The sequence below is a fragment of the Halorubrum sp. SD690R genome (genome assembly GCF_005435035.1).
GTDB classification, from domain to species: domain Archaea; phylum Halobacteriota; class Halobacteria; order Halobacteriales; family Haloferacaceae; genus Halorubrum; species Halorubrum ezzemoulense.
In genome coordinates this window covers 74,384-93,395 of the sequence record NZ_SGTV01000010.1, presented here as the reverse complement: position 1 = coordinate 93,395, position 19,012 = coordinate 74,384, and the positions used below count along the sequence as shown (strand labels likewise).

Genomic DNA, 19,012 nt, shown 5'->3' with positions numbered 1-19,012 from the left:
CTTGCTCCGCTCGCCGGGTTCCGTGGCGAACCGATCTCAGTCGTCGGCGACGGCCGGCGTCGTCGCCGTTCCGGGGCGCGCTTCGGCTGCCGCGGGCGCCGGTGTCCATTCTAAGTCCTCTTCGTAGCGGAACGCGCGGTGGTCCCGCGTCGGGTCGACGACCGTCAGCGAGAGCCAGTCGTTGTCCAGCAGTCCGGCCACCGCCTCGTTGTCGGCGAGGATATCGGTGACGCGGTCGACGGGCGCGTGGAGGACCGTCGAGAGCCGCAGCGGCTGGTGGTACGCCGTGTCGGCGTCGGCCATGAGCGACTGGAGCGGAAGGCCGGTCATCAGGTCCCCGCCGTTGCCCTGATAGACGCCGACGTTGCCGACCGGGTTGTGGGTCACCTTCGACCCGCTGCCGTACGCGGCGTTGTCGACCGTCGAGAAGTAGTACTGCGCGTTGATCCACTGGGTGACGACCATCGGGCCCGTCAGTATCGCCTCCAACGCCGTTCCGTCGGGGTCGGTCGCCCAGTCGTACGAGTGGAGGAAGGCGCGCCCGTCGAGGTCGAGGTCGCTCGTCAGCGGCCGGGGCCCGACGACGAAGCCGGCGTTTCCGGCCAACCCCCACTCGGGGCGCGTCTCGGCCCAGTCTGCGGCCCGCCGTTCCGCCTCGCGCACGCCCGCCGCGCCCCCGGGTCCGGCCGAGTCGGCCTCGCCCGCCGGTCCGACCCGCTCGGCGGCTGCCGCCTCGCGGGCGGCGTCGAGGTCCGCGCGCAGCCGTTCGAGGTCCGCCGCGTGCGAGTCCGGTACGTCCCCGTCGTACAGCTCGATCTCGTCGGTCGTCGTGTTGTGTTCGGCGGCGAGGAAGACGGTGTCGTCGGGCACGTCGTGGCCGCGCTCGCGCAGTCCCGTCTTCACTTCGGGGTCGTTACAGATCGCCGCGAGGACGCGGGCGCTCGGGCCGCCGGGGTTGCCGGCGCAGGCACCGCAGTCCAGGCTGGAGTCGTGGGGGTTGTTCGCCGTCTCGGCCGCGTGGCCCGTGAAGACGACGAGGCGACCGAACTCCTCCCACCCCATCAGCTCGAACGCGGTCGCGGCGTACTCGACCTTCTCGTCGCGAGTCAGACCAGTCGGAAGCGCTCCGGGAGCGCCGTCCCGCCGGTGGACGCCCGGTTCGCAGAACTCGTGATCGCCCGGAACCGCGTCGTCGGTCGTCGAGAGCAGGTCGTACACCCGGGCAGGAAGGAGCGTGCGCGCCGCGAGCGCGAGCCCGTAGCCGCTGCCGGCGCCCTCAACGAAGCTGAAGGCGGTCGCGGGGTTCGAGCGGAGCGTCTCGATCGCCTCGCCCGCGGCCTCGCGAGCGCGCGCCCAGCGGTCGCGGCTCGCCCGCGCGCCGTCGTCCGTCGGGACCTCGGCGACGCGGTGCTGCGGGTCGAGGATCGGGGGACAGGCGTCGATCGACACGTCGTCGTCGTACCCCTGGTACTCCATCGGGACGCCGAAGAAGCCGGCGTAGCCGTGCGTCTCGTAGTCCCCTGTCGCCTCGACGTGCCGACGGATCACCTCCGAGCGCGTGTCGATACAGAAGACCAGCTGGGCGTCCGGGCGTCCGGACGCGCCGCCGTCAACGCGGGCCCCGCGCTCGCCGTGGCGGGCCTCGCTCTGGGCCGCGACCCGCTCGACGAGCGCGTCGCGGTACGTCGCCTCCCACGCGCTCAGGAACGCTGCCGCGATCTCGTCCTCCGCGTCGACGACCGGGCCGTCGGACTCGGCCGGCGGGGCGAGGTCGACACCGAAGGCGTCCGCCAGCGCGAGCCGGGCCGCGAGGTACCCGGTCAGCGTGATCGGGTACGCGGACTGCCACGCGCCGCCGTCGTCGGCGCGGCGCTTGAGCAGCCCGGTCCACCCGGGGAGCGCGGCGAACTGCGCCTCGAAGATCGATTGCCACCGGTCGTCGGGATACGGCTCCAGCGCGGACTCGACGGCCGCCGTCGGCGACGCCGGGAGGTCGGCTGCGAGCCCCCGATCGGGGATCTCGTCGTCGTGCTGGGCGACCGACCGGAACGCGTCGTAGAACCCCGCCTTGCGGTTCGGCATCGACCACTCGGCACGCCCCTCGTCGAGGAAGGCCGACAGCCACTTCGTCAGCACGCGGTCGACGCGCTCGGCGTCGGAATCCGGGCGCGTCGCGGCGCCGGCGTCGCTCGGTTCGTCCGTCCCCTCGGCGGATTCCAGCCGGTCCAGCAGGGCTTCGGGACCGGCCTCGTAGCCGCGGTCGGTCAGGGTCTCGTCGAGCAGGTCGGCGTCGATCCGCCCCTCGTCGAGGGCCGTCCGGAACGTCGCCGCACGCGGGTAGCCGCGGCCGCCGAGAAGGTCCGCCGCCCGGCTCACGGCCTCGTCGAACGGCCGGTCCTCGAAGCCGGCGAGGGGGTTCGCGGTCACGAACGAGTGGACCGGCCAGACCGACCCGACGGCGGTCGCGGCCGTCTCGATAGCGTCTCCGATGGCGTCTGCGTCGTCTTCGGTGGTGGATTCAGCGTTCATCGTATTCCTCCGTGGCGGTCAGGACGGTTTCCGGGGCGGGCTGCCCCGCGTTCAGCAGGGCGACGTAGAGTCGCTCGCTCCGTTCGTAGACGCCGGTCTCGATCGCGACGTACGCCGCGAGGAAGGCGACGCCGACGAGCGCGTGGAGCGCTGTCAGTTCGGTCGGCGCCGAGACGACGGGGAGCCCGGCGAGCAGCCCCGAGACGGCCTCGTACGCGAGCGCGTACACGGCGATGGCCGGGAGCGCCACCAGCGGGACGGCGCCGTAGCGGGCCGCCGTCGACAGACCGGTCTGCCGGACGGCGCTCCGGGCCGCGTGGAGCGTCGTGAGCGTGACGAACCCGGCGAGCAGCAGCCCGCTGTCGAGGCTCGTTCCCTTCCCCGTCAGAACCGCGAACGTCGCGCCGCCGGCGAGCCCGGTCAGCAACACGACGGCCGCACCCGCGACGCCCGTTCCCCCGAGTTCCGACTCGGTCTCCGTCGGGGCCGTGCGCTCGACCTCGTCGCCCGCGCTCAGGAAGTGGTACGCCTTGTAGAACCCGTGTAACACGAGGTGCGTCACGGCGGCGGCGAAGAAGCCGAGCCCGGCCTGGACGATCATAAAGCCCATCTGCCCGACGGTCGAGCAGCCTAGTTCGCCCTTGACGTCCGACCGGACGGTCTTGAGCAGCTTCCCGCCGAGGGCGCTCGCGGCGCCCGCGACCACGAGGGCGAGCATGAGCCCGGTCTCGGCCGTCACGACGGGCGCGAAGCGGGTCAGGAGGATGCCGCCGGCGTTGACGAAGCCGGCGTGCATCAGCGCCGACGCGGGCGTGGGAGCGGTCATCGAGGAGAGCAGCCACCCGTGGAACGGGACGAGGGCGGACTGGATCATCGCCGCGAGGACGAGCGCGCCCCCGGCGACGAGCAGCGCGGGGCCGCCGAGCCCGTCCGCGCTCGCGGCGATACCCGAGATCGTCGTCGCCTCGGTCGCCCGCCACAGCGTCGCTAGGGCGACGCCGAGGAGCGCGCTGCTCGCGAGGAAGTGCCGCCGGGCGACGCTCGCGGCCGCGCGGGCCTGCGGCCAGCCGTCGACGGTCCCGATGAGCCGGGCCATCAAGAGCCCCATCGCCAGCCAGCACAGCCAGAACAGCGTGAGGTGGTCGGCCGCGACGAGCGCCATCACGGCGAGCGTGAACGAGAAGATCCCGAGGAAGAAGTCGGTCTCGTGGGCGCTCCCGGCCATGTAGCGCCGGGAGTAGCTGTGGACGATCCCGCTGAAGAACGTGACGACGGTCCACAGCAGGACGGTCAGTCCGTCGACGGCAACCGCGCCGGGCACCTCCCACGAGGCGCCGAGTCGGAGTCGGGCAACGAGGACGGCGACGCTCGCGGCGAACAGCGACCACGCGAGCCACGTCAGTACAGCGGAGACGAACGACGAGTCCGTCGTCTTCCGGAGCGCTCCGACCGTCGTCTTCGAGGTGGGTCCTGACATCGTTCGAGCGACCACGCGACCGGTCTCGACCCGCCGTCGGGTCGAGTCGCAACCCGGTCGTTGTCTACCCACTTTGAGAACATAACGTCTATTAAAACTGTTTGTATTCACAATTCGTTCGCAAGAACGGCATTATAGAACATTATGATTATCCTCTCGTGGGGGAGGGCCTAGCGAGTCCGCGGTCGCAAGTGAGCCCGTTCGGCGTCGCGACTCAGGAAACCATATCGGCTCGGAGTCCGGAGGACCGGTATGCGAGAACTCGCAGGGACCGTCCTGGTCGGGGAGTCGTTCGAGCCCGTCCGCGGACGCGTCGTCGTCGAAGACGGGCGGATCGACGCCGTCGAGGAGACGGACACCGACTCGACGGACATCGTGCTGCCGGCGTTCGTCAACGCGCACACCCACCTCGGAGACTCCGTCGCGAAGGAGGCCGCGGTCGGCCTGTCGCTCGACGAGGCGGTCGCGCCGCCGGACAGCCTGAAGCACCGGCGGCTGGCGGCCGCCGACCGCGACGAACTGGTGTCGGCGATGCGGCGGACGCTCCGGTTCATGCGTCGGACCGGCACGGTCTCCGCGCTCGACTTCCGCGAGTCGGGGCCCGCCGGCGCGCGGGCGCTCCGCGAGGCGGCGGCGGAGACGGGCGTCGACCCGTTCATCTTCGGGAGCGGCGACCCGTCGGTCCTCGACGTCGCCGACGGCTACGGGGCCTCCGGCGCGAACGACGACGAGTTCGCCGCGGAGCGCGCCGCCTGCGAGGAGCGCGGCGCCCCCTTCGCGATCCACGCGGGCGAGCCGGACGCGACCGACATCCACCCGGCGCTCGACTACGACCCGGACCTGCTCGTTCACATGGTCCACGCCGAGCCGGACCACTTGGAGCGCGTCGCGGACCAGTCGGTCCCGATCGCCGTCTGTCCGCGCGCGAACGCGGTCCTCGATGTCGGGACGCCGCCGATACGGGAGCTGCTCGACCACACCACCGTCGCGCTCGGCACCGACAACGCCATGCTGAACCAGCCGTCAATGTTCCGCGAGATGGCGACGGCGGCGAAGCGGTTCGACGTGACCGACCGGGAGGTGTTGCGAATGGCGACCGCCGCGGGCGCCGAAATCGCCGACCTCGACTGCGGGGCGATCGAGCCCGGGCGGCGGGCGGCCCTCCTCGTCCTCGACGGCGACTCCGACAACCTGTCCGGCTCGGAGGACCCGGTCCGTGCGGTCGTCCGGCGGGCGACCGGGCTCGACGTCGAGCGCGTCGTCGGTTAGTCCTCCGCCCCGTCCCGCCCGGCGTCGAACCGCCCGAACGGGGTCGTCTCGTGGGTCCGCACGAGGACCTCGTCGGCGACGGTGACGCCCATGTCGAGGAGCGCCTGCGCCACGGGCGTGATGTCGCTGTCCGACTCGCCGACGACGGTGACGAGGAGGTTCTGCTCGCCGGTGACGAGCTCCTGGACCGACACGACTCCGTCGATCGCGAGGATGTCGGGGATGAGTTCGCCGCGCTCCGGTATCGACGCGGTACAGTAGAGCAGCATCCGGAGCGGATACCCCGACCGCTGGTAGTCGACGCTGGCGCTGTACCCCTTGATCACGCCCTCGGACTCCAACCGCTGGATGCGCTTGCGGACGGTGCTGTCCGAGGTGCCGGCCCGCTCCGCGATGTCCCCGGACGACGTGTTCCGCGCGTCCGCCTGGAGCGCGTACAGGATCACCCTGTCGACGTCGTCTATCGCGCCGTTGTCCATGTCTCGCCGGTACGCGCGTGTCGGTTTTATACGTTGGTGGGGCGCCCGGCGCCGCCGCGGTCGACGCCGATCCCGACGCCTACATACGATCCCCGCCAGTGGGTCGGATATGGCGACCTACACCGCGGACATCGACGTTCGGTTCCGCGACATCGACGCGATGGGCCACGTCAACAACGCCGTCTACGCGACGTACATCGAACAGGCGCGGACGCGCTTCTTCCGCGATGTCCTCGACCTCGACATCTCGGGGGCGTCGACCGTGCTGGCGTCGCTGTCGATCGACTTCCGGCAACCGGTCGAACTCGACGACGACGCGGTCGCGGTGAGCGTCGAGATAGCGGATCTCGGCCGGTCGAGCGCGACGATGACGCACGAGATCCGGATCGGCGACGCCGTCGCGGCGGAAGCCGAGGCGACGCTCGTCGCCGTGGACCCGGAGACGGGCGAGCCGACGCCGATCCCGGAGGCACACCGGAAGGCGATGGCGTCGTACCGAGATCGCTGAGGGGGCGGCCCGCGGCCCGGGGCTGCGATACGAGGCCTCCCCCACCGTCGCGGTCGGACGCACACCTTCTTGACCGCGCGGACCGATCGATCGGTATGAGCGTTCGACTGTACGCCCTCGACGGGTGTCCGTGGTGCGAGAAGGCGGCCGACGCCCTGGACGACGCGGGCGTCGAGTACGAGACGGAGTGGGTGGAAGCGCTCCACTCCGACCGGAACGAGGTGAAGCGAGTGAGCGGCCAGCGCGGCGTCCCCGTCCTCGTCGACGAGGGTCGCGGCGTGACGATGGCCGAGAGCGCGAACATCGTCGACTACGTCGAGAGGACCCTCGCATGAGCATCTACACCGGTCGCGGCGACGAGGGGGAGACCGACCTCCGGGACATGAGCCGGGTGTCGAAGTCCAGCCACCGCATCGAGGCGTACGGCTCGGTCGACGAGGCGAACGCGCTGCTCGGAACGGTCCGCCCGACGGGCCACGAGGACATTGACGAGCTGCTGGAGACGATACAGAACCATCTTCACGTCGTTCAGGCCGACCTCGCGAACCCCGACCCCGACCCGGACGACCCGCAGGTGGAGCCCGACCATGCCGACCTGCTGGAGGAGCGCATCGACGCGTTCGACGAGGAGCTGGAGCCCCTGCGGTCGTTCATTCTCCCGGGCGGCGGCGAGGCGGGGGCGGCGCTCCACCACGCGCGCGCCGTCGTCCGGCGCGCGGAGCGGCGCGTCGTCGACCTGGCGCGCTCGGAGCCGATCAACGAGGCGGTCGTCACCTACCTCAACCGCCTCTCCGACCTCCTCTTCACCCTCGGCCGCGTCGCGAACGCGCGTGACGGCGAGCCCGAGGAGTCGCCGACGTACTGAGCCGCCCCGAGCGCGCGATTTTTCCCCGTCCCGCGCGAGGTGCGGGTATGACGCTCGACAGCTACGCGGCGGCGGTCGCCGATCTCGACCCGGCTCCCGGCGAGGTCGAGACGGCAGAGGTCGTCGTCACCGACGACGCGCTCGTGAAGGCGTTCGTCCTCGGCCCGGACGCGACCGTCGACCCCCACGAGCACGCGGACGCCACGAACGTGTTCCACGTGCTGGAGGGGGAACCGACGGTGATCCGCGACGGCGAGGAAGAGGCGCTCGCGGCCCCGGCAGTGGTGGAGAACGCCCGGGGCGCGGTCCACGGCGCCCGCAACGACACCGACGACCGAGCCGTGCTCACGGCCACCCTCGCCCCGCTCCACTGATGGACGGCGAAATCGACCCCGAAGAGCTGTCAGCCCTGCTCGACGAGCGCGGCGACAGCTCTCCCGACGAGTCGCTCCGCATCGTCGACATCCGCGACCGGCGCGCGTTCGACCGAGGGCACCTCCCCGACAGCGAGTGCATCCCGTTCCCGGAGCTGACGAACCGGATCGCGGAGCTCGAGGGCAGCGACCGCATCGTCACCGTCTGCCCCCACGGCGTCGCCAGCCAGCAGGCGGCCCAGCTCATCGGCAGCTACGAGGGGACGCAGGACGCGCGCGTCGACAGCCTCCGCGGCGGCATCGAGGCGTGGGAGCGGGAAATCGGCGACCTGCCCGCGTCGGACGAGCCGGCCGCCAGCGATCCCGACGAGGGGCCTGAGAGCCCGTTCTGACGCCGGACGGGCGTCCCCGGTTCAGATCGCACGAATCCGCACCCGCCAGAAGTCGCGGAACGCGTCGTCGAGCGCTCCCTTCGGCTTGCCGGTTGCGTCCGACACGTCGGTGACGTCGGCGCGGTCCCGAACCCGGCCCAGCACGCTGCGCTCGCCGACGACGATCACGCGGTCGAGGTCCTCTCCCGCGGCGACCGCGGCGAGCGCCTCGTCGGCCCGGTCGAGGTGGTCGTCGATCTGCCCCTCCCGGCGGCGCTCGAATCGCCCCTGCGAGAAGCCGCCCTTCGAGTGTGCCTCCTTCACGTCGGTGGTGAACCCCTCGAAGGCGACCCGGTCGTCGCCCTCGTAGGTGCCGACCGCGAAGGTGTCCGAGCGGACCACGGCGAACGCGAACCGGCCGGTCGGGCGGAACCACGCGTCGTCGAGCCGGAACCGGTCGCTCCACCGGTCGAACGGTTCGGGTTCGACCGGCGGCGTCAGCGCGGCGCTCACCGCGCCCGTGTCGTCGGCGAGGACGACCGCGGGCGCGGCCCGCCGGACGAGCGCCGTCCGGTCGCCGAGCCAGTCCGACACGGTCGCGGGGACCGAGTCTGCGTCCGGCACATACGCCGTGAGCAACCCCTCCGGGTCGTCGCTCTCGACGGCCCGGAACCGCTCGAGCGCGTCCGTCAGCCGCGAGCCGCTGCGGTCGCTCACGCGGCGGAACTCGACCGTCTCCTCCGTCCCCTCGGCGCGCTCCAGCCGCTCCTCTAACGACTCGATCCGGTGTTCGAGCTCGTTCACGCGCTCCTCGGCGCGCTGCCGGTCGGCGACCGCGTCGGACCGCCGCTCCTCCTCGGCCTCGGCGCGGCGTTCGAGGTGACGCTTCTCCTCCTCCAACTCCTCGATGCGCTCCTTCAGCTCGGCGCGCCCGAGCAGCCTGTCGATCATACCGAATTCGCGACCCGCCGCGACGTAAAAGGTGCGTCTGCGGCGGAGACGGACGCCGCTCTCCGGGCCGTCCGCGCGTCGCGCCACCGTCCGCCGCCGTCTCCCGCGCGACCGTTCGTCGCCGCGTTCACGTCGTCCGCTTCGCGCGTGACCCGATCGGTGCGCCTCCGCCACCGTGTTAGCGTCTCCCGACGCTTCGGGGGATATGTTGTCTCCGTCCCTCCAGGGGGAACCGAAGACCGGCAACGGCGTCACCGCCGACCTCGACCTCGACTGGCTGTCGCTCGACGACGACGAGGAGATCCGCTGGGCGAGCACGCCGCACAGGTACAGCGTCGTCCCGGCGCTTCTCGTCGGCGTTCCCCTGTCGCTCGTCCTCGTCGGGATCCCGATCGTCGCCGCGAGCTACCTCCAGTACAAGAACACGAACTACGTCGTCACGAACAAGGGGCTCTACAGCAAGCGGGGCATCCTCTCCCGGGACGTGAAACAGATCGGGTTCGAGAAGGTACAGAACAGCTCCTACTCGCAGTCGGCCATCGGTTCGTCGCTCGGGTACGGGTCGGTCGAGGTCAGCACCGCCGGCGGCTCCGGCGTCGAGCTACGGTTCCGGAGCATTCCGGACCCGGCGTCGGTCCAGGAGCTGATCGCCAGAGAGATCGACGCCGGAAAGCGGGACAGCGCCGACGGCGACGGCGACGCCGACGACGTGCTCGCCGAGATCCTCGTCGAACTTCGCGCGATCCGCTCCGCGGTCACCGACGACGGTGCCGGCGGCGACGCCGAGACGCCGACCGCGACCGGCGAGGACGTCGGCGCCGAGCGGACCGCGTCGGAGACGGCGCGCGAGGACCGATGACCGGCGACTGGTGGTTTCGGCACGACGACGAGACCGTCGTGTGGACGGGTCGCCCGCGGCTGCCGGCGGCGCTCGGCGGGGGCGTCGTCGGCGTCGCGACCGTCGCCGTCGCGCTCCTCGCGGCGGCCGCGGTCGACCCGCGCATCGCCGCGGCGAGCCCGCTGGGCGTCGGCATCGCCGGCTGGGAACTGCTCCGCGTCACACGGACCGACTACGTGGTCACGACTCGAGCGATCTGGTCGAAACGCGGCGTGCTCGGCCGAAAGGTCCGCCGCGTCGGGCTGGCACAGGTACAGAACACGGCGTACAGTCAATCGGTGACCGGTTCCGCGTTCGGGTACGGCACGGTCACGATCGAAGTCGCCGGCGGGCCGGACCTCGAGCTCCGCCGGATCGACGACCCGCAGGCGGTCCGACGGTCGATCACCGACCGGACCGGGACCGTCGACCGCGAGCCGCCCGGGACGGTCGAGCAGTGGCGGGCGGTGCTGTCCGTCGTCCGCGACATCGAGGCCGCAGTCGACTGACCGGCGGCGACTCCGGCGGAGCGACGGCGACACCGGTCAGGCGACGCCCGCGCCGCCGAGTATCAGCCGGAGCCCGATGACCGTGAGGAGGCCGAGGACGAGGCCGCGCCGGAGCCGCTCGCTCACGCGGTCTCGGAGGCGAGTCCCGACGGCGACGCCGGCGACCGCAGGGACCGCGGCGGCGGCCGACGCGAGCGCGAACGCGGCGTCCGGGTAGAGTCCGAGCGCGCCCGCGGCCCCGACGCGAAGGCCGTTGATCCCGACGAACACCAGCGCCACGACGCCGACGAACACCCCGTGCGAGAGGTCGAAGCTCCGGACGAACGCGACCAGCTGGACGCCGACGTTCGTCGCGCCGAACAGGACGCCGGAGACGACGCCCACGACCCCCATGACGAGCGGGCCTTCGGCGCGCTCGCGGTCGGCCGAAGTCGGCAGCGACGGGAGCGCGACCGCGCGCTGCGCGGTCGCCACGAACCCGAGCGAGACGACGCCGAGCAGGACGCGCAGGGGAGCCGCCGGGAGGCGATCGAGCAGCGCCATCCCCGCGAGGGTGCCGACGAGCGCGGCCACGAGCAGCGGTGCGAACCGGGCCCCGCAGGTCCGCAGTTCCTCGCGCGTGAGCTCTCCGACGAGGGCGACGTTCACCGCGAACATCGGGACGATCATGAACGCGACGGCGGCCGCCGGGTCGAGCGTCGACGCGAGCACCGTCGTCCCCACGACCGCGAAGCCGAACCCCGCGACCCCGTTGACGGCGCCCGCGACCGCGACGACGACCGCGACGGTCGCAACCAGCTCGGCCGAGAGCGCGAGCGCCATACGTTCGACACGAGCCGGACCGGCATAATAACACGAGTGCCCGATCGGGCGGCTCCGGCGGCGTCCGCGGCCCGACATCGAACCATTTCCCGCCTACGCGGTCGCTATGCCGGTCGGTCCCACGCGCAGTTCGACTCGACGCGCGGGCCCGCCCCTATCGGTCTCCGGGCGCTACCGCCGCGGCCTTCGCCGTTCGCGACTCCCTCAGACACGCGGCGGCGTCCTACGCGTTCACGAACGGCTCCCACCCCCCCCAGCGGAGGAGCGTCTCGGCGCGGTCCGCGTCCGCCAACAGCACGTTCCGCCGGTCCGGGAGCGTCTCGTCGGCGAGTCCCTGCGGAATGGCGAGCGTGCCGCTCGGTACGTCGTCGTCGCCGCCGACCGGGATGTGGCCGCCGTCGACTTTCATGACGAGCGGGGCGTCGAGTCGCTCGACGCCGTCCCCGTCCGCGTACAGCTGCTCGTTGACGTGTTCGTGGTCCGCCCGCCGGATGACGGCGCGCTCGCCGTCATGGGGTTCCACGTACAGTTCCCCCAGGTAGTAGCCGCTCGAGAATCGCTCGAACATTCTATGCGTGTCAATACCTACCACGACCATACATAAGTGTTTCTCGGCCGTGACCGGCCCTGATAATCGGGGACGGAACGCGCCCGGTTCTCAGTCAGCGTCCTCAAGCGCGCCGTGACCGAGCGGTCCGCGGGGTGCTCGCCCTCACTCCTCGTCCGACCGCCGCGCGACCTCGTGGCGACCGAACCCGTACCGGAGTCGGTTCGCGAGCCGTCGCGAGAAGCGGCCCTCGTTGCGCGAGTCGAACCGCTCCGCGAGCGCCTGGTAGATGATCGGCACCGGGACCTCCTGTTCGAGCGCCTCCTCGACGGTCCACGTCCCCGTCGAGCCGCCCGCGACGTGGTCCGCCACGTCGCCGAGCTCCGACCCCTCCTCGCGGAACGCCTCCTCGCAGAGCTCCAAGAGCCACGACCGGATCACCGCGCCGTTGTTCCACGTGCGCGCCACCGACTCCATGTCGAGGTCGTAGCGCCCGTCGGCGAGGAGCTCGAACCCCTCGCCGTACGCCTGCATCAGGGCGTACTCGACGCCGTTGTGGACCATCTTCACGTAGTGGCCCGACCCGGACTCGCCCATGCGGTCGTGGCCGTCCGGTCCGGTCGCCACCGCGTTGAACACGGGTACCATCGCCTCGTAGGCCCACGCCGGACCGCCGACCATCAGCGAGAAGCCCGCCTCCGCGCTCGCGGGGCCGCCGGAGGTGCCGCAGTCGAGGTATGCGGCGTCGGTATCCGCGGCGCGCCGCGTGGACGCCTCGAAGTGGGAGTTGCCGCCGTCGACGACCACGTCGTCGCCGTCGAGGTACGGTTCCAGGTCCGCGAGCGTGGCGTCGACCGCGTCGCCCGCGGGCACCATCAGCCAGATCCGCTTGCCGGCGTCCTCGTCGCCGCCGGACCGGTCCAGCCGGTCGCAGAGGTCCGCGAGCGAATCTGCGGGCTCCGCGCCGTTCTCGGCCGCCTCCGCGGTCGCCTCCGCCGAGAGGTCGAACGCGACCACGTCGTGGCCCGCCGACAGCGACCGGTTCGCGACGATCTGCCCCATCCGCCCGAGTCCGATGACCCCGAGTTCCATGCGCGAGGGGTGGCGGGGCCCGGCCGTAGTGGTTCCGGTTCGCCGGGCGACCCCGGGCCCGGGTCAGTAGCCGATCTCGGCCTCGGGCTGCCGTCGTCGACGAGCGGGAATGCGGTCTCCCGAACCGTTTTCAGCTCCCGCGGAGTGCCGGGGTCATGGGACGCGTCAACGAAGGCGACCTCGACTGGAGCGAGACGGACCGCGGCGGGACCCGATTCCGCCGGAAGCAACTGGCCGAAGCGGCCGACTGCGAGGCGATCGGCTGTAGCCTCTACGAGCTCCCCGCCGGGGCGACGTCGTGGCCGTACCACTACCACACCGCCAACGAGGAGGCGCTCTACGTCCTCGCGGGCGAGGCCACGCTCCGCCACGGGGGAGAGACGGAAAAGATCGCGGCCGGCGACTACGTCGCCTTCGCCGCCGACGAGTCGGGCGCGCACCGCGTCGTCAACGAGGGCGACGACCCCGTGCGCTACCTCGCGCTGTCGACGATGACCGAGCCGGACGTGACGGTGTACCCCGATTCGGAGACGTTCGGCGTCTTCGTCGGGTCGCCGCCCGGCGGCCGCGACGAGCGCTCCTTGTCCGGCTACCACGAGATCGACGACGCGGTCGACTACTGGGAGATGTAGCCGCTCCGGCGACTGGGAACTCAGGTGCCCGAGAGTTCAGACTCCGTCGCGCTCGGCGGCCGCCGCCTCTCGCTCTCCGAGGTGCGCGCGCAGCGCGTCCACGTCCTTGTTGCCAGCGCCGGTGTTCAGCAGGACGACGGTGTCGTCGGGACCGAACTCGCCAGATTCCGCGAGCGCGAACGCCCCCGAGACGGCGGCCGCGCAGGTCGCGCCCACCTCGAGCCCCTCCGTGCGAGCCACGTCGACCGCGGCGTCGAGGATCTCCCGGTCGGTCGTTGCCACCGCACCGCCGTCGGACTTGCGGACCGCCTCCAAGATCAGGTGACTCGCGCCCGGATCCGGGATCGCGATCCCGTTGCACGCAGTGTCGACCTCGTCGTCCGCGAGCGGCTCGTGGCGGTCCGCCCCGGACTCGTAGGCGCGGACGACCGGGGCGCAGCCCGCGGCCTGCGCGGCGTACATCGGGACCAGTTCGTCGGTCCACCCCAGCTCTCTCGCCTCCCGGGCGGCCTTGTGCATCCCGACCAGCCCGACGCCGCCGCCGGTCGGGTAGACGACCGCTTCGGGGGTTTCCCAGTCGAGCTGTGCCAGCAGCTCCAGTGCCATCGTCTTCTTTCCCTCGTGGCGGTACGGCGTGACGAACGTCTTCGTCGAGTACCACTCCGGGTTGTCAGCCATCGCCTCGGCGTACGCTGCTCCGGCGTCGCCGATCTGAGAGCTGCCGTCCACCGGGTCGGTAACGGTCAGGTCCGCGCCGTGGACCTCGGTCATCGCCTTCTGGGTGAACCCCGCCCGCGAGGGGAGGAACACGTGCGCGTCGAGGTCTGCGCGGGCCGCGTACGCCGCTGCCGCCTGCCCCGCGTTGCCCGCGCTGTTCAGGGCGACCTCGCTTGCGCCGTGCTCGCGCGCCGCCGTCATCGCGGCCGCCTGCCCCCGGTCTTTGAACGTCCCCGTCGGGTTCGCGCCCTCGTCTTTCAACAAGACCCGCCCCACGCCCATCGCGTCCGCCAGCCCGGGACACTCCACGAGCGGGGTGGCCCCCTCGCCGAGCGACACCGCGGTCTCGGCGGGGAACGGGAGGAGCTCGTCGTACCGCCACATCGACCCGTCGGGGCGGGCGTCGAGCGTCTCCGGCGTGAGCCCGACGCGGTCGTAGTCGTACGTCGGGTCGAGGATGCCGTCGCAGTCGGGACACCGGTGGGTCGCCGCCTCCGCGTCGAACGTCTCCCCGCAGTCGACGCATGTCAGGCCGACGAACGCGTCCGTGGTCTCCATGCCAGCGCGCTCGGGCGCCGGGGCCTTCGGTGCTGCGGTCGCGGCGGTGTCGGCCCGACCACCGAAGCGGCCTCGCTTCGGCGACCGAGACGGTCACGTTTCGGCGAGCGAGGCGGCCCGCGGTCCGCCCGTCCCTGCCCGGGGTACTTAGGTCCGAAACGTATGAAGCGGTAGGCGGAGGGGAGTCGGGACGGTACTCCCACGGGAGATGCGTGTACCAGCGACCGCCCGGACGGCGGGTCCGTGGGGTGGAGCGAGGTGGAAGCGATGAGTCGGACGGTGCTCCGGTTGGACCTCCCGGCCGGGTCGTGGCTCGCCGACGCGTCGCGGGGCGTCCCCGCGGCGACGCTCCGGATCGCGGAGACGATCGCCGTCGACGGCGACGCTCCGGAGACCGCGGCGACCGTTCGCGTCGCCGGCACCGACAGGGACCGCGTGGAGGACATGGTCCGGGGCCACGAGCGCGTCGCGCGCGTGACGGCGGTCGAGCGCCGCGGCGACGTTCGCACGCTCCGCGTGGTCGGCCGCGCCCCCGTCTACCTCCCCGCGGCGCGGGCGGTCGGCCTCCCCATCGAGTCGACGGTCGAGGTCGCCGACGGCCGCGCCACGGTGACGGTCGTCGGCGATCGGGACCGGATCGAAGCGTTCGGGCGTCGGCTCGCGGACGACGGGGTGACGGTCGGCGTCGCCGCGACCGGGGGCGACGAGCCGGATCGGACGCTCACCGAAGCGCAGCGCGACCTCGTCTTCGCGGCGGTCGAGAGGGGCTACTACGACACCCCGCGGCGGTGTACGCTCACGGAGCTGGCCGAGGCGAACGGGATCGCGAAGTCGACGTGCAGCGAGACGCTCCACCGCGCCGAGGGACGGGTGATGCGCCGGTTCGTCGACGGCGAGGGGCCGTTCGACTCGCCGTCGGACGCCGAGGGCTGGCCAACGGCGAAGCGCGCGCCCCCCGGGGCGGCCTCGCTTGAGGCCGACGAGCCCGACGCCGACAAGCTCGACGCCGACTAGTTCTGCGTCGACGGGCTCGGCGCGACCGGGCCGCGGGTCGGCCGGTCGGTTCGCGTGTGTGCGAGCGTGCTATTCCCCGTCGAGCGCCTGCCACGAGAGCCGCGGGTCCCGCGCGGCGCCGACCTGGTCGATCCGCGCGGCGGCGGTCCGGTTCGGCGCCGCGTCGAGCGCCTCGTCGGTGTCCGCGTACGCGAGGTTGAACGCCTCGGCGAGGTCGTCGAGCGAGGACTGCCCCTCGATCTCCGTCGGCTCGGTTAGCATCGCCTCGGGGACCATCTCCGGCCACTTCGTCGTCGGCGGGTGGACGCCGAAATCGAGCATTCGCTTCGCCACGTCGGCCGCGTCGCGGTCGCCCGCGGTCGCCGCGAACTCGTGGTGGAACGGGCCGAAGGGAACGTCGAGGTCGATCCGCTCGGCGAGGTAGTTCGCGTTGAGGACGGCCTTCGCCGCCGCGTCGGCGAGCCCCTCGTCGCCCAGGCGGGCGACGTACGCGTACGCCTTGATCAGCACGAGCCAGTTGCCGGCGAAGCCGTGGACCCGGCCGATCGTGCGGTCCGGCTCGAAGCGCTCGTACCCCGACCCCGTCTCGGCCTCGCGGACCCGCGGCGTCGGGAGGAACGGCGCCAGTTCGTCGACGACGCCGACCGGGCCGGCGCCGGGACCGCCGCCGCCGTGCGGCGTCGCGAACGTCTTGTGGACGTTGTAGTGCATCACGTCGAACCCCATGTCGCCGGGCCGGCCGCGGCCGAGCAGCGCGTTGAGGTTCGCGCCGTCGTAGTAGAGCAAGCCGCCGGCGTCGTGGACGATCTCCGCGATCTCGGTGATGTCGCGCTCGAAGAGGCCCACCGTGTTCGGGTTCGTGAGCATCAGCGCGGCGGTGTCGTCGCCGACGGCCGCCTCCAAGGCCTCAAGGTCGACGCGCCCGTCCTCGCCGGAGGGCAGTTCGACCACGTCGTAGCCGGCGGTCGCCGCTGTCGCGAAGTTCGTCCCGTGGGCCGACGCCGGGATCACGACCTCCGAGCGGTCGTTGCCGTGGTGCTCGTGATACGCCTTCGTGACGAGGATCCCAGTCAGTTCGCCCGCCGCGCCCGCGGGCGGCTGGAGCGTGACGGCGTCCATCCCCCCGATGTCGGCGAGCGCCTCCTGGAGCCGGTACTGGAGTTCGAGGTTCCCCTGCGCGGAGCGCGCGGAGCGGTCGGGGTGGACGGCGGCGTTCGGGTCGGCCGCCACGTCCTCGGTGAACTTGGGGTTGTACTTCATCGTACAGCTCCCCAGCGGGTACGGCCCCGCGTCGATGGCCCAGTTCATCTGCGAGAGCCGGGTGTAGTGGCGCGCCGTCTCCGGCTCCGAGGGGTTCGGCAGCGTCAGCTCCTCGCGGGTCAGGTCGTCCGGCAGCGGAGAGCCCTCGCGCACGTCGGCGGTCGCTTGCCCCTTCTCCGAGAGCAGCGGCTCCCGGACGTCCTCGCCGTCTCGCTCGTAGTTCGCTTGGTCGTGGATCATCAGAGCACCTCCTCGAAGGCCGCGACGAGCCCGTCCGTCCGTTCCGCGTTCAGGTCAGTGACGCACACCTGAAGCAGGTGGTCGTCGATCGCGTGGACCGCGAACCCCTCGGCCTCCAGGTCCTCGGCGACCGCCGGGGCCGGCTGGTCGACGTGGACCACGAACTCGCGGAAGTGGTGACGGTCGTGGACGGGGGCGGTCGCGCCCGACAGGCCTTCGATCCGGGCCGCCAGCGCCTCGGCGTCGCGGACGCAGTCGTTCGCGAGGTCGACGAGGCCGTCGGGCCCCAGCGTCGCCGCGTGGATCGCCGCCCGGAGCGCGACCCACGCCTGGTTCGTACAGATGTTCGACGTGGCGCGCTCCTTGCGGATGTGCTGCTCGCGCGTCTGGAGCGTCAGCGTGTACGCGCGGTCGCCGTTCGCGTCCTCGCTCGCCCCGACGAGCCGACCGGGGACCTGCCGAAGGAAGTCGTCGCGGCAGGCGAAGATGCCGAGCCCCATCCCGTAGCTGGTCGGCAGGCCGAGCGAACCGGCCTCGCCGACGACCACGTCGGCGCCGACCGACGCGGGCGATTCGAGCACCGACAGCGCGACGACGTCGGAGCCGAGCGCGAACAGCGCGTCGGTCTCGTCGGCGAGGTCGCCGATCGCCGCGAGCCGCTCTTCGAGGCAGCCCCGCACCGTCGGGCTCTCGGCGTACAGCATTACGACGTCGTCGCCCGTGCGGTCCGCGAGCGCGTCGACGTCGGCCGTGCCGTCCGCCATCGGGTACGTCTCGACGGTCATGTCGGCGCCGTCGCAGTAGTTCTCCAGTACCGCCCGCTTCCCCTCGCGGAGCTGCTCGGGCACGAGGACCACGTCGCCCGATGTCGAGCGGACGCGGTCCGCCAGCGTCGCGGCCTCGCCGAGCGCGGTCGCGGCGTCGTACATCGAGCAGTTCGCGACGTCGAGCCCGGTCAGCTCGACGAGCATCGACTGGTACTCGAAGAGCGCCTGGAGGAACCCCTGCGACACCTCCGGCTGGTACTGGGTGTAGCTCGTGAGGAACTCCGCGCGGTCGGCGAGGTGGTCGACGACGCTCGGCACGTAGTGACCGTAGTGCCCCCGGCCGAGGAACTCCGTGAGGTCGTCGTTGCGCGCGAAGATCCGCGCGCACTCGTCGCGGATCTCGCGTTCCGTCCGCGGCTCGATGCCGAAGTCACCGTCGAAGGCGACCGGGTCGGGGATGTCGAACAGGGCCTCCTCGTCCTCGACGCCGATCGCCGCCAGCATCGCCGCGGTCTCCTCGTCCGTGTGCGGTGCGTACGGGGTGCCGTTGGCCCGGCTCATCTGGTCGCTCCCCCGCGTCCCCGGGCCGTCGCCCGGCCGTCGTTCGCTCCTCGGTTCGCGGCTCGTCGGTCGAAACGTTGCGTTGTCATGATCGGGTGCGGTGTCGAATGTCCGTCGTCGGATCCGGGTCGGCGCAGTCAAGCGATCTGCTGGTCGTACTCGTCGGCGTCGAGAGTCCCATCGGCGTCGCCGCCCTCGGCCGGGTCGACCTCGAGCATCCACCCCTCGCCGTACGGGTCCTCGTTGACGAGTTCGGGGCGGTCGAACAGGGCTTCGTTGACCGCGACGACCTCGCCCGAGACGGGCGCGTACAGGTCCGACACCGCCTTGATCGACTCGACGACGCCGAACGACTCGCCGGCGGAGACCTCGTCGCCGACCTCGGGGAGCTCGACGAACACTACGTCGCCGAGCTCGTCCTGCGCGAAGTCGGAGACGCCGATCCGAACGGTGTCGCCGCCGGTCGTCGCCCACTCGTGCGATTCCAAGTACCGTCTGTCGTCGGGAACGTCGAAGCTCATTTGTCGGGGTCGCCGCGGTCCGATCGGGTTCCGGTCCGCGACACGTGTGAATCATCCTTCTGACGACGAGGA

At 71.9% G+C, this 19,012-nt stretch carries 21 protein-coding genes; 10 read left to right on the top strand and 11 right to left on the bottom strand.

The features are described 5' to 3' along the window. Nucleotides 1-36: 36 nt before the first annotated feature. Together EXE41_RS08305 and EXE41_RS08300 are read right to left on the bottom strand one after the other, a co-directional pair. A complete protein-coding gene (locus tag EXE41_RS08305; protein ID WP_137690738.1) occupies nt 37-2,529 on the bottom strand; it encodes a DUF2309 domain-containing protein in 2,493 nt (830 codons plus the stop codon). Further along, on the bottom strand, nt 2,519-4,006 hold the full coding sequence (locus tag EXE41_RS08300; protein ID WP_137690737.1) for a proton-conducting transporter membrane subunit: 1,488 nt from the start codon (nt 4,004-4,006) through the stop codon (nt 2,519-2,521). Before EXE41_RS08300 ends, EXE41_RS08305 begins: the two co-directional genes overlap by 11 nt. Nucleotides 4,007-4,258: 252 nt before the next feature. On the opposite strand from EXE41_RS08300, the gene EXE41_RS08295 reads away from it, so the two are divergent. Next, entirely contained in the window at nt 4,259-5,275 is a 1,017-nt protein-coding gene (locus EXE41_RS08295; RefSeq protein ID WP_137690736.1) for an amidohydrolase family protein, read from the top strand. Here the strand turns inward: EXE41_RS08295 and EXE41_RS08290 are convergent. Then, complete coding sequence (locus tag EXE41_RS08290; RefSeq protein WP_137690735.1) at nt 5,272-5,754, bottom strand: Lrp/AsnC family transcriptional regulator; 483 nt, start codon at nt 5,752-5,754, stop codon at nt 5,272-5,274. The genes EXE41_RS08295 and EXE41_RS08290 overlap by 4 nt on opposite strands. A gap of 109 nt (nt 5,755-5,863) precedes the next feature. On the opposite strand from EXE41_RS08290, the gene EXE41_RS08285 reads away from it, so the two are divergent. The 5 genes from EXE41_RS08285 to EXE41_RS08265 all read left to right on the top strand — a co-directional run bounded on the left by EXE41_RS08285 (nt 5,864) and on the right by EXE41_RS08265 (nt 7,893). Beyond that, a complete protein-coding gene (locus EXE41_RS08285; RefSeq protein WP_137690734.1) occupies nt 5,864-6,262 on the top strand; it encodes a thioesterase family protein in 399 nt (132 codons plus the stop codon). Nucleotides 6,263-6,357: 95 nt separating this feature from the next. Next, on the top strand, nt 6,358-6,597 hold the full coding sequence (locus EXE41_RS08280; protein WP_049930810.1) for a glutaredoxin family protein: 240 nt from the start codon (nt 6,358-6,360) through the stop codon (nt 6,595-6,597). After that, nucleotides 6,594-7,127: a cob(I)yrinic acid a,c-diamide adenosyltransferase gene (locus EXE41_RS08275; RefSeq protein ID WP_137690733.1), complete on the top strand. Its 534-nt coding sequence runs from the start codon at nt 6,594-6,596 to the stop codon at nt 7,125-7,127. Before EXE41_RS08280 ends, EXE41_RS08275 begins: the two co-directional genes overlap by 4 nt. Nucleotides 7,128-7,174: 47 nt before the next feature. Next, nucleotides 7,175-7,501 (top strand): cupin domain-containing protein, encoded by a 327-nt coding sequence (locus EXE41_RS08270; protein ID WP_049930806.1) that lies wholly within the window; start codon nt 7,175-7,177, stop codon nt 7,499-7,501. Further along, nucleotides 7,501-7,893 carry a rhodanese-like domain-containing protein gene (locus tag EXE41_RS08265; protein ID WP_049930805.1) on the top strand — a complete coding sequence of 131 codons (393 nt, stop codon included), beginning with the start codon at nt 7,501-7,503 and terminating at the stop codon, nt 7,891-7,893. The genes EXE41_RS08270 and EXE41_RS08265 overlap by 1 nt, the downstream gene beginning before the upstream one ends. A gap of 21 nt (nt 7,894-7,914) precedes the next feature. Here the strand turns inward: EXE41_RS08265 and EXE41_RS08260 are convergent, their stop codons facing one another. Continuing rightward, entirely contained in the window at nt 7,915-8,823 is a 909-nt protein-coding gene (locus EXE41_RS08260) for a Vms1/Ankzf1 family peptidyl-tRNA hydrolase (protein ID WP_137690732.1), read from the bottom strand. A gap of 205 nt (nt 8,824-9,028) precedes the next feature. On the opposite strand from EXE41_RS08260, the gene EXE41_RS08255 reads away from it, so the two are divergent. Continuing rightward, nucleotides 9,029-9,682: a PH domain-containing protein gene (locus EXE41_RS08255; protein WP_137690731.1), complete on the top strand. Its 654-nt coding sequence runs from the start codon at nt 9,029-9,031 to the stop codon at nt 9,680-9,682. Beyond that, the gene (locus EXE41_RS08250; RefSeq protein ID WP_137690730.1) at nt 9,679-10,209 is read left to right on the top strand and encodes a PH domain-containing protein; all 531 of its coding nucleotides are present in this window, start codon (nt 9,679-9,681) and stop codon (nt 10,207-10,209) included. The genes EXE41_RS08255 and EXE41_RS08250 overlap by 4 nt, the downstream gene beginning before the upstream one ends. 36 nt (nt 10,210-10,245) lie before the next feature. On the opposite strand, the gene EXE41_RS08245 is transcribed toward EXE41_RS08250, so the two are convergent. From EXE41_RS08245 to EXE41_RS08235, 3 genes are all read right to left on the bottom strand, one after another. Beyond that, nucleotides 10,246-11,031, bottom strand: a complete 786-nt coding sequence (locus tag EXE41_RS08245) for a TSUP family transporter (protein WP_049930798.1) — start codon at nt 11,029-11,031, stop codon at nt 10,246-10,248. A 223-nt stretch (nt 11,032-11,254) separates the two neighbouring features. Beyond that, complete coding sequence (locus EXE41_RS08240) at nt 11,255-11,599, bottom strand: DUF5802 family protein (protein WP_086216447.1); 345 nt, start codon at nt 11,597-11,599, stop codon at nt 11,255-11,257. A 144-nt stretch (nt 11,600-11,743) separates the two neighbouring features. Next, nucleotides 11,744-12,670 carry an NADP-dependent phosphogluconate dehydrogenase gene (locus EXE41_RS08235; protein ID WP_086216446.1) on the bottom strand — a complete coding sequence of 309 codons (927 nt, stop codon included), beginning with the start codon at nt 12,668-12,670 and terminating at the stop codon, nt 11,744-11,746. A gap of 155 nt (nt 12,671-12,825) precedes the next feature. Here EXE41_RS08235 and EXE41_RS08230 point away from each other — a divergent pair, with 155 nt between their 5' ends. Then, nucleotides 12,826-13,302 carry a cupin domain-containing protein gene (locus tag EXE41_RS08230; RefSeq protein WP_137690729.1) on the top strand — a complete coding sequence of 159 codons (477 nt, stop codon included), beginning with the start codon at nt 12,826-12,828 and terminating at the stop codon, nt 13,300-13,302. Between the two features lie 36 nt (nt 13,303-13,338). On the opposite strand, the gene EXE41_RS08225 is transcribed toward EXE41_RS08230, so the two are convergent. Continuing rightward, a complete protein-coding gene (locus tag EXE41_RS08225; protein WP_137690728.1) occupies nt 13,339-14,577 on the bottom strand; it encodes a threonine synthase in 1,239 nt (412 codons plus the stop codon). Between the two features lie 267 nt (nt 14,578-14,844). Here EXE41_RS08225 and EXE41_RS08220 point away from each other — a divergent pair, with 267 nt between their 5' ends. Beyond that, entirely contained in the window at nt 14,845-15,591 is a 747-nt protein-coding gene (locus EXE41_RS08220) for a helix-turn-helix domain-containing protein (protein ID WP_094592499.1), read from the top strand. A 69-nt stretch (nt 15,592-15,660) separates the two neighbouring features. Here the strand turns inward: EXE41_RS08220 and gcvPB are convergent, their stop codons facing one another. From gcvPB to gcvH, 3 genes are all read right to left on the bottom strand, one after another. Further along, nucleotides 15,661-17,091: an aminomethyl-transferring glycine dehydrogenase subunit GcvPB gene (gcvPB, locus tag EXE41_RS08215; RefSeq protein WP_137690727.1), complete on the bottom strand. Its 1,431-nt coding sequence runs from the start codon at nt 17,089-17,091 to the stop codon at nt 15,661-15,663. Then, entirely contained in the window at nt 17,091-18,419 is a 1,329-nt protein-coding gene (gene gcvPA, locus EXE41_RS08210; RefSeq protein WP_137690726.1) for an aminomethyl-transferring glycine dehydrogenase subunit GcvPA, read from the bottom strand. Before gcvPA ends, gcvPB begins: the two co-directional genes overlap by 1 nt. 137 nt (nt 18,420-18,556) lie before the next feature. Continuing rightward, nucleotides 18,557-18,940 carry a glycine cleavage system protein GcvH gene (gene gcvH, locus EXE41_RS08205; RefSeq protein WP_089308611.1) on the bottom strand — a complete coding sequence of 128 codons (384 nt, stop codon included), beginning with the start codon at nt 18,938-18,940 and terminating at the stop codon, nt 18,557-18,559. Between the last annotated feature and the right edge of the window lie 72 nt (nt 18,941-19,012).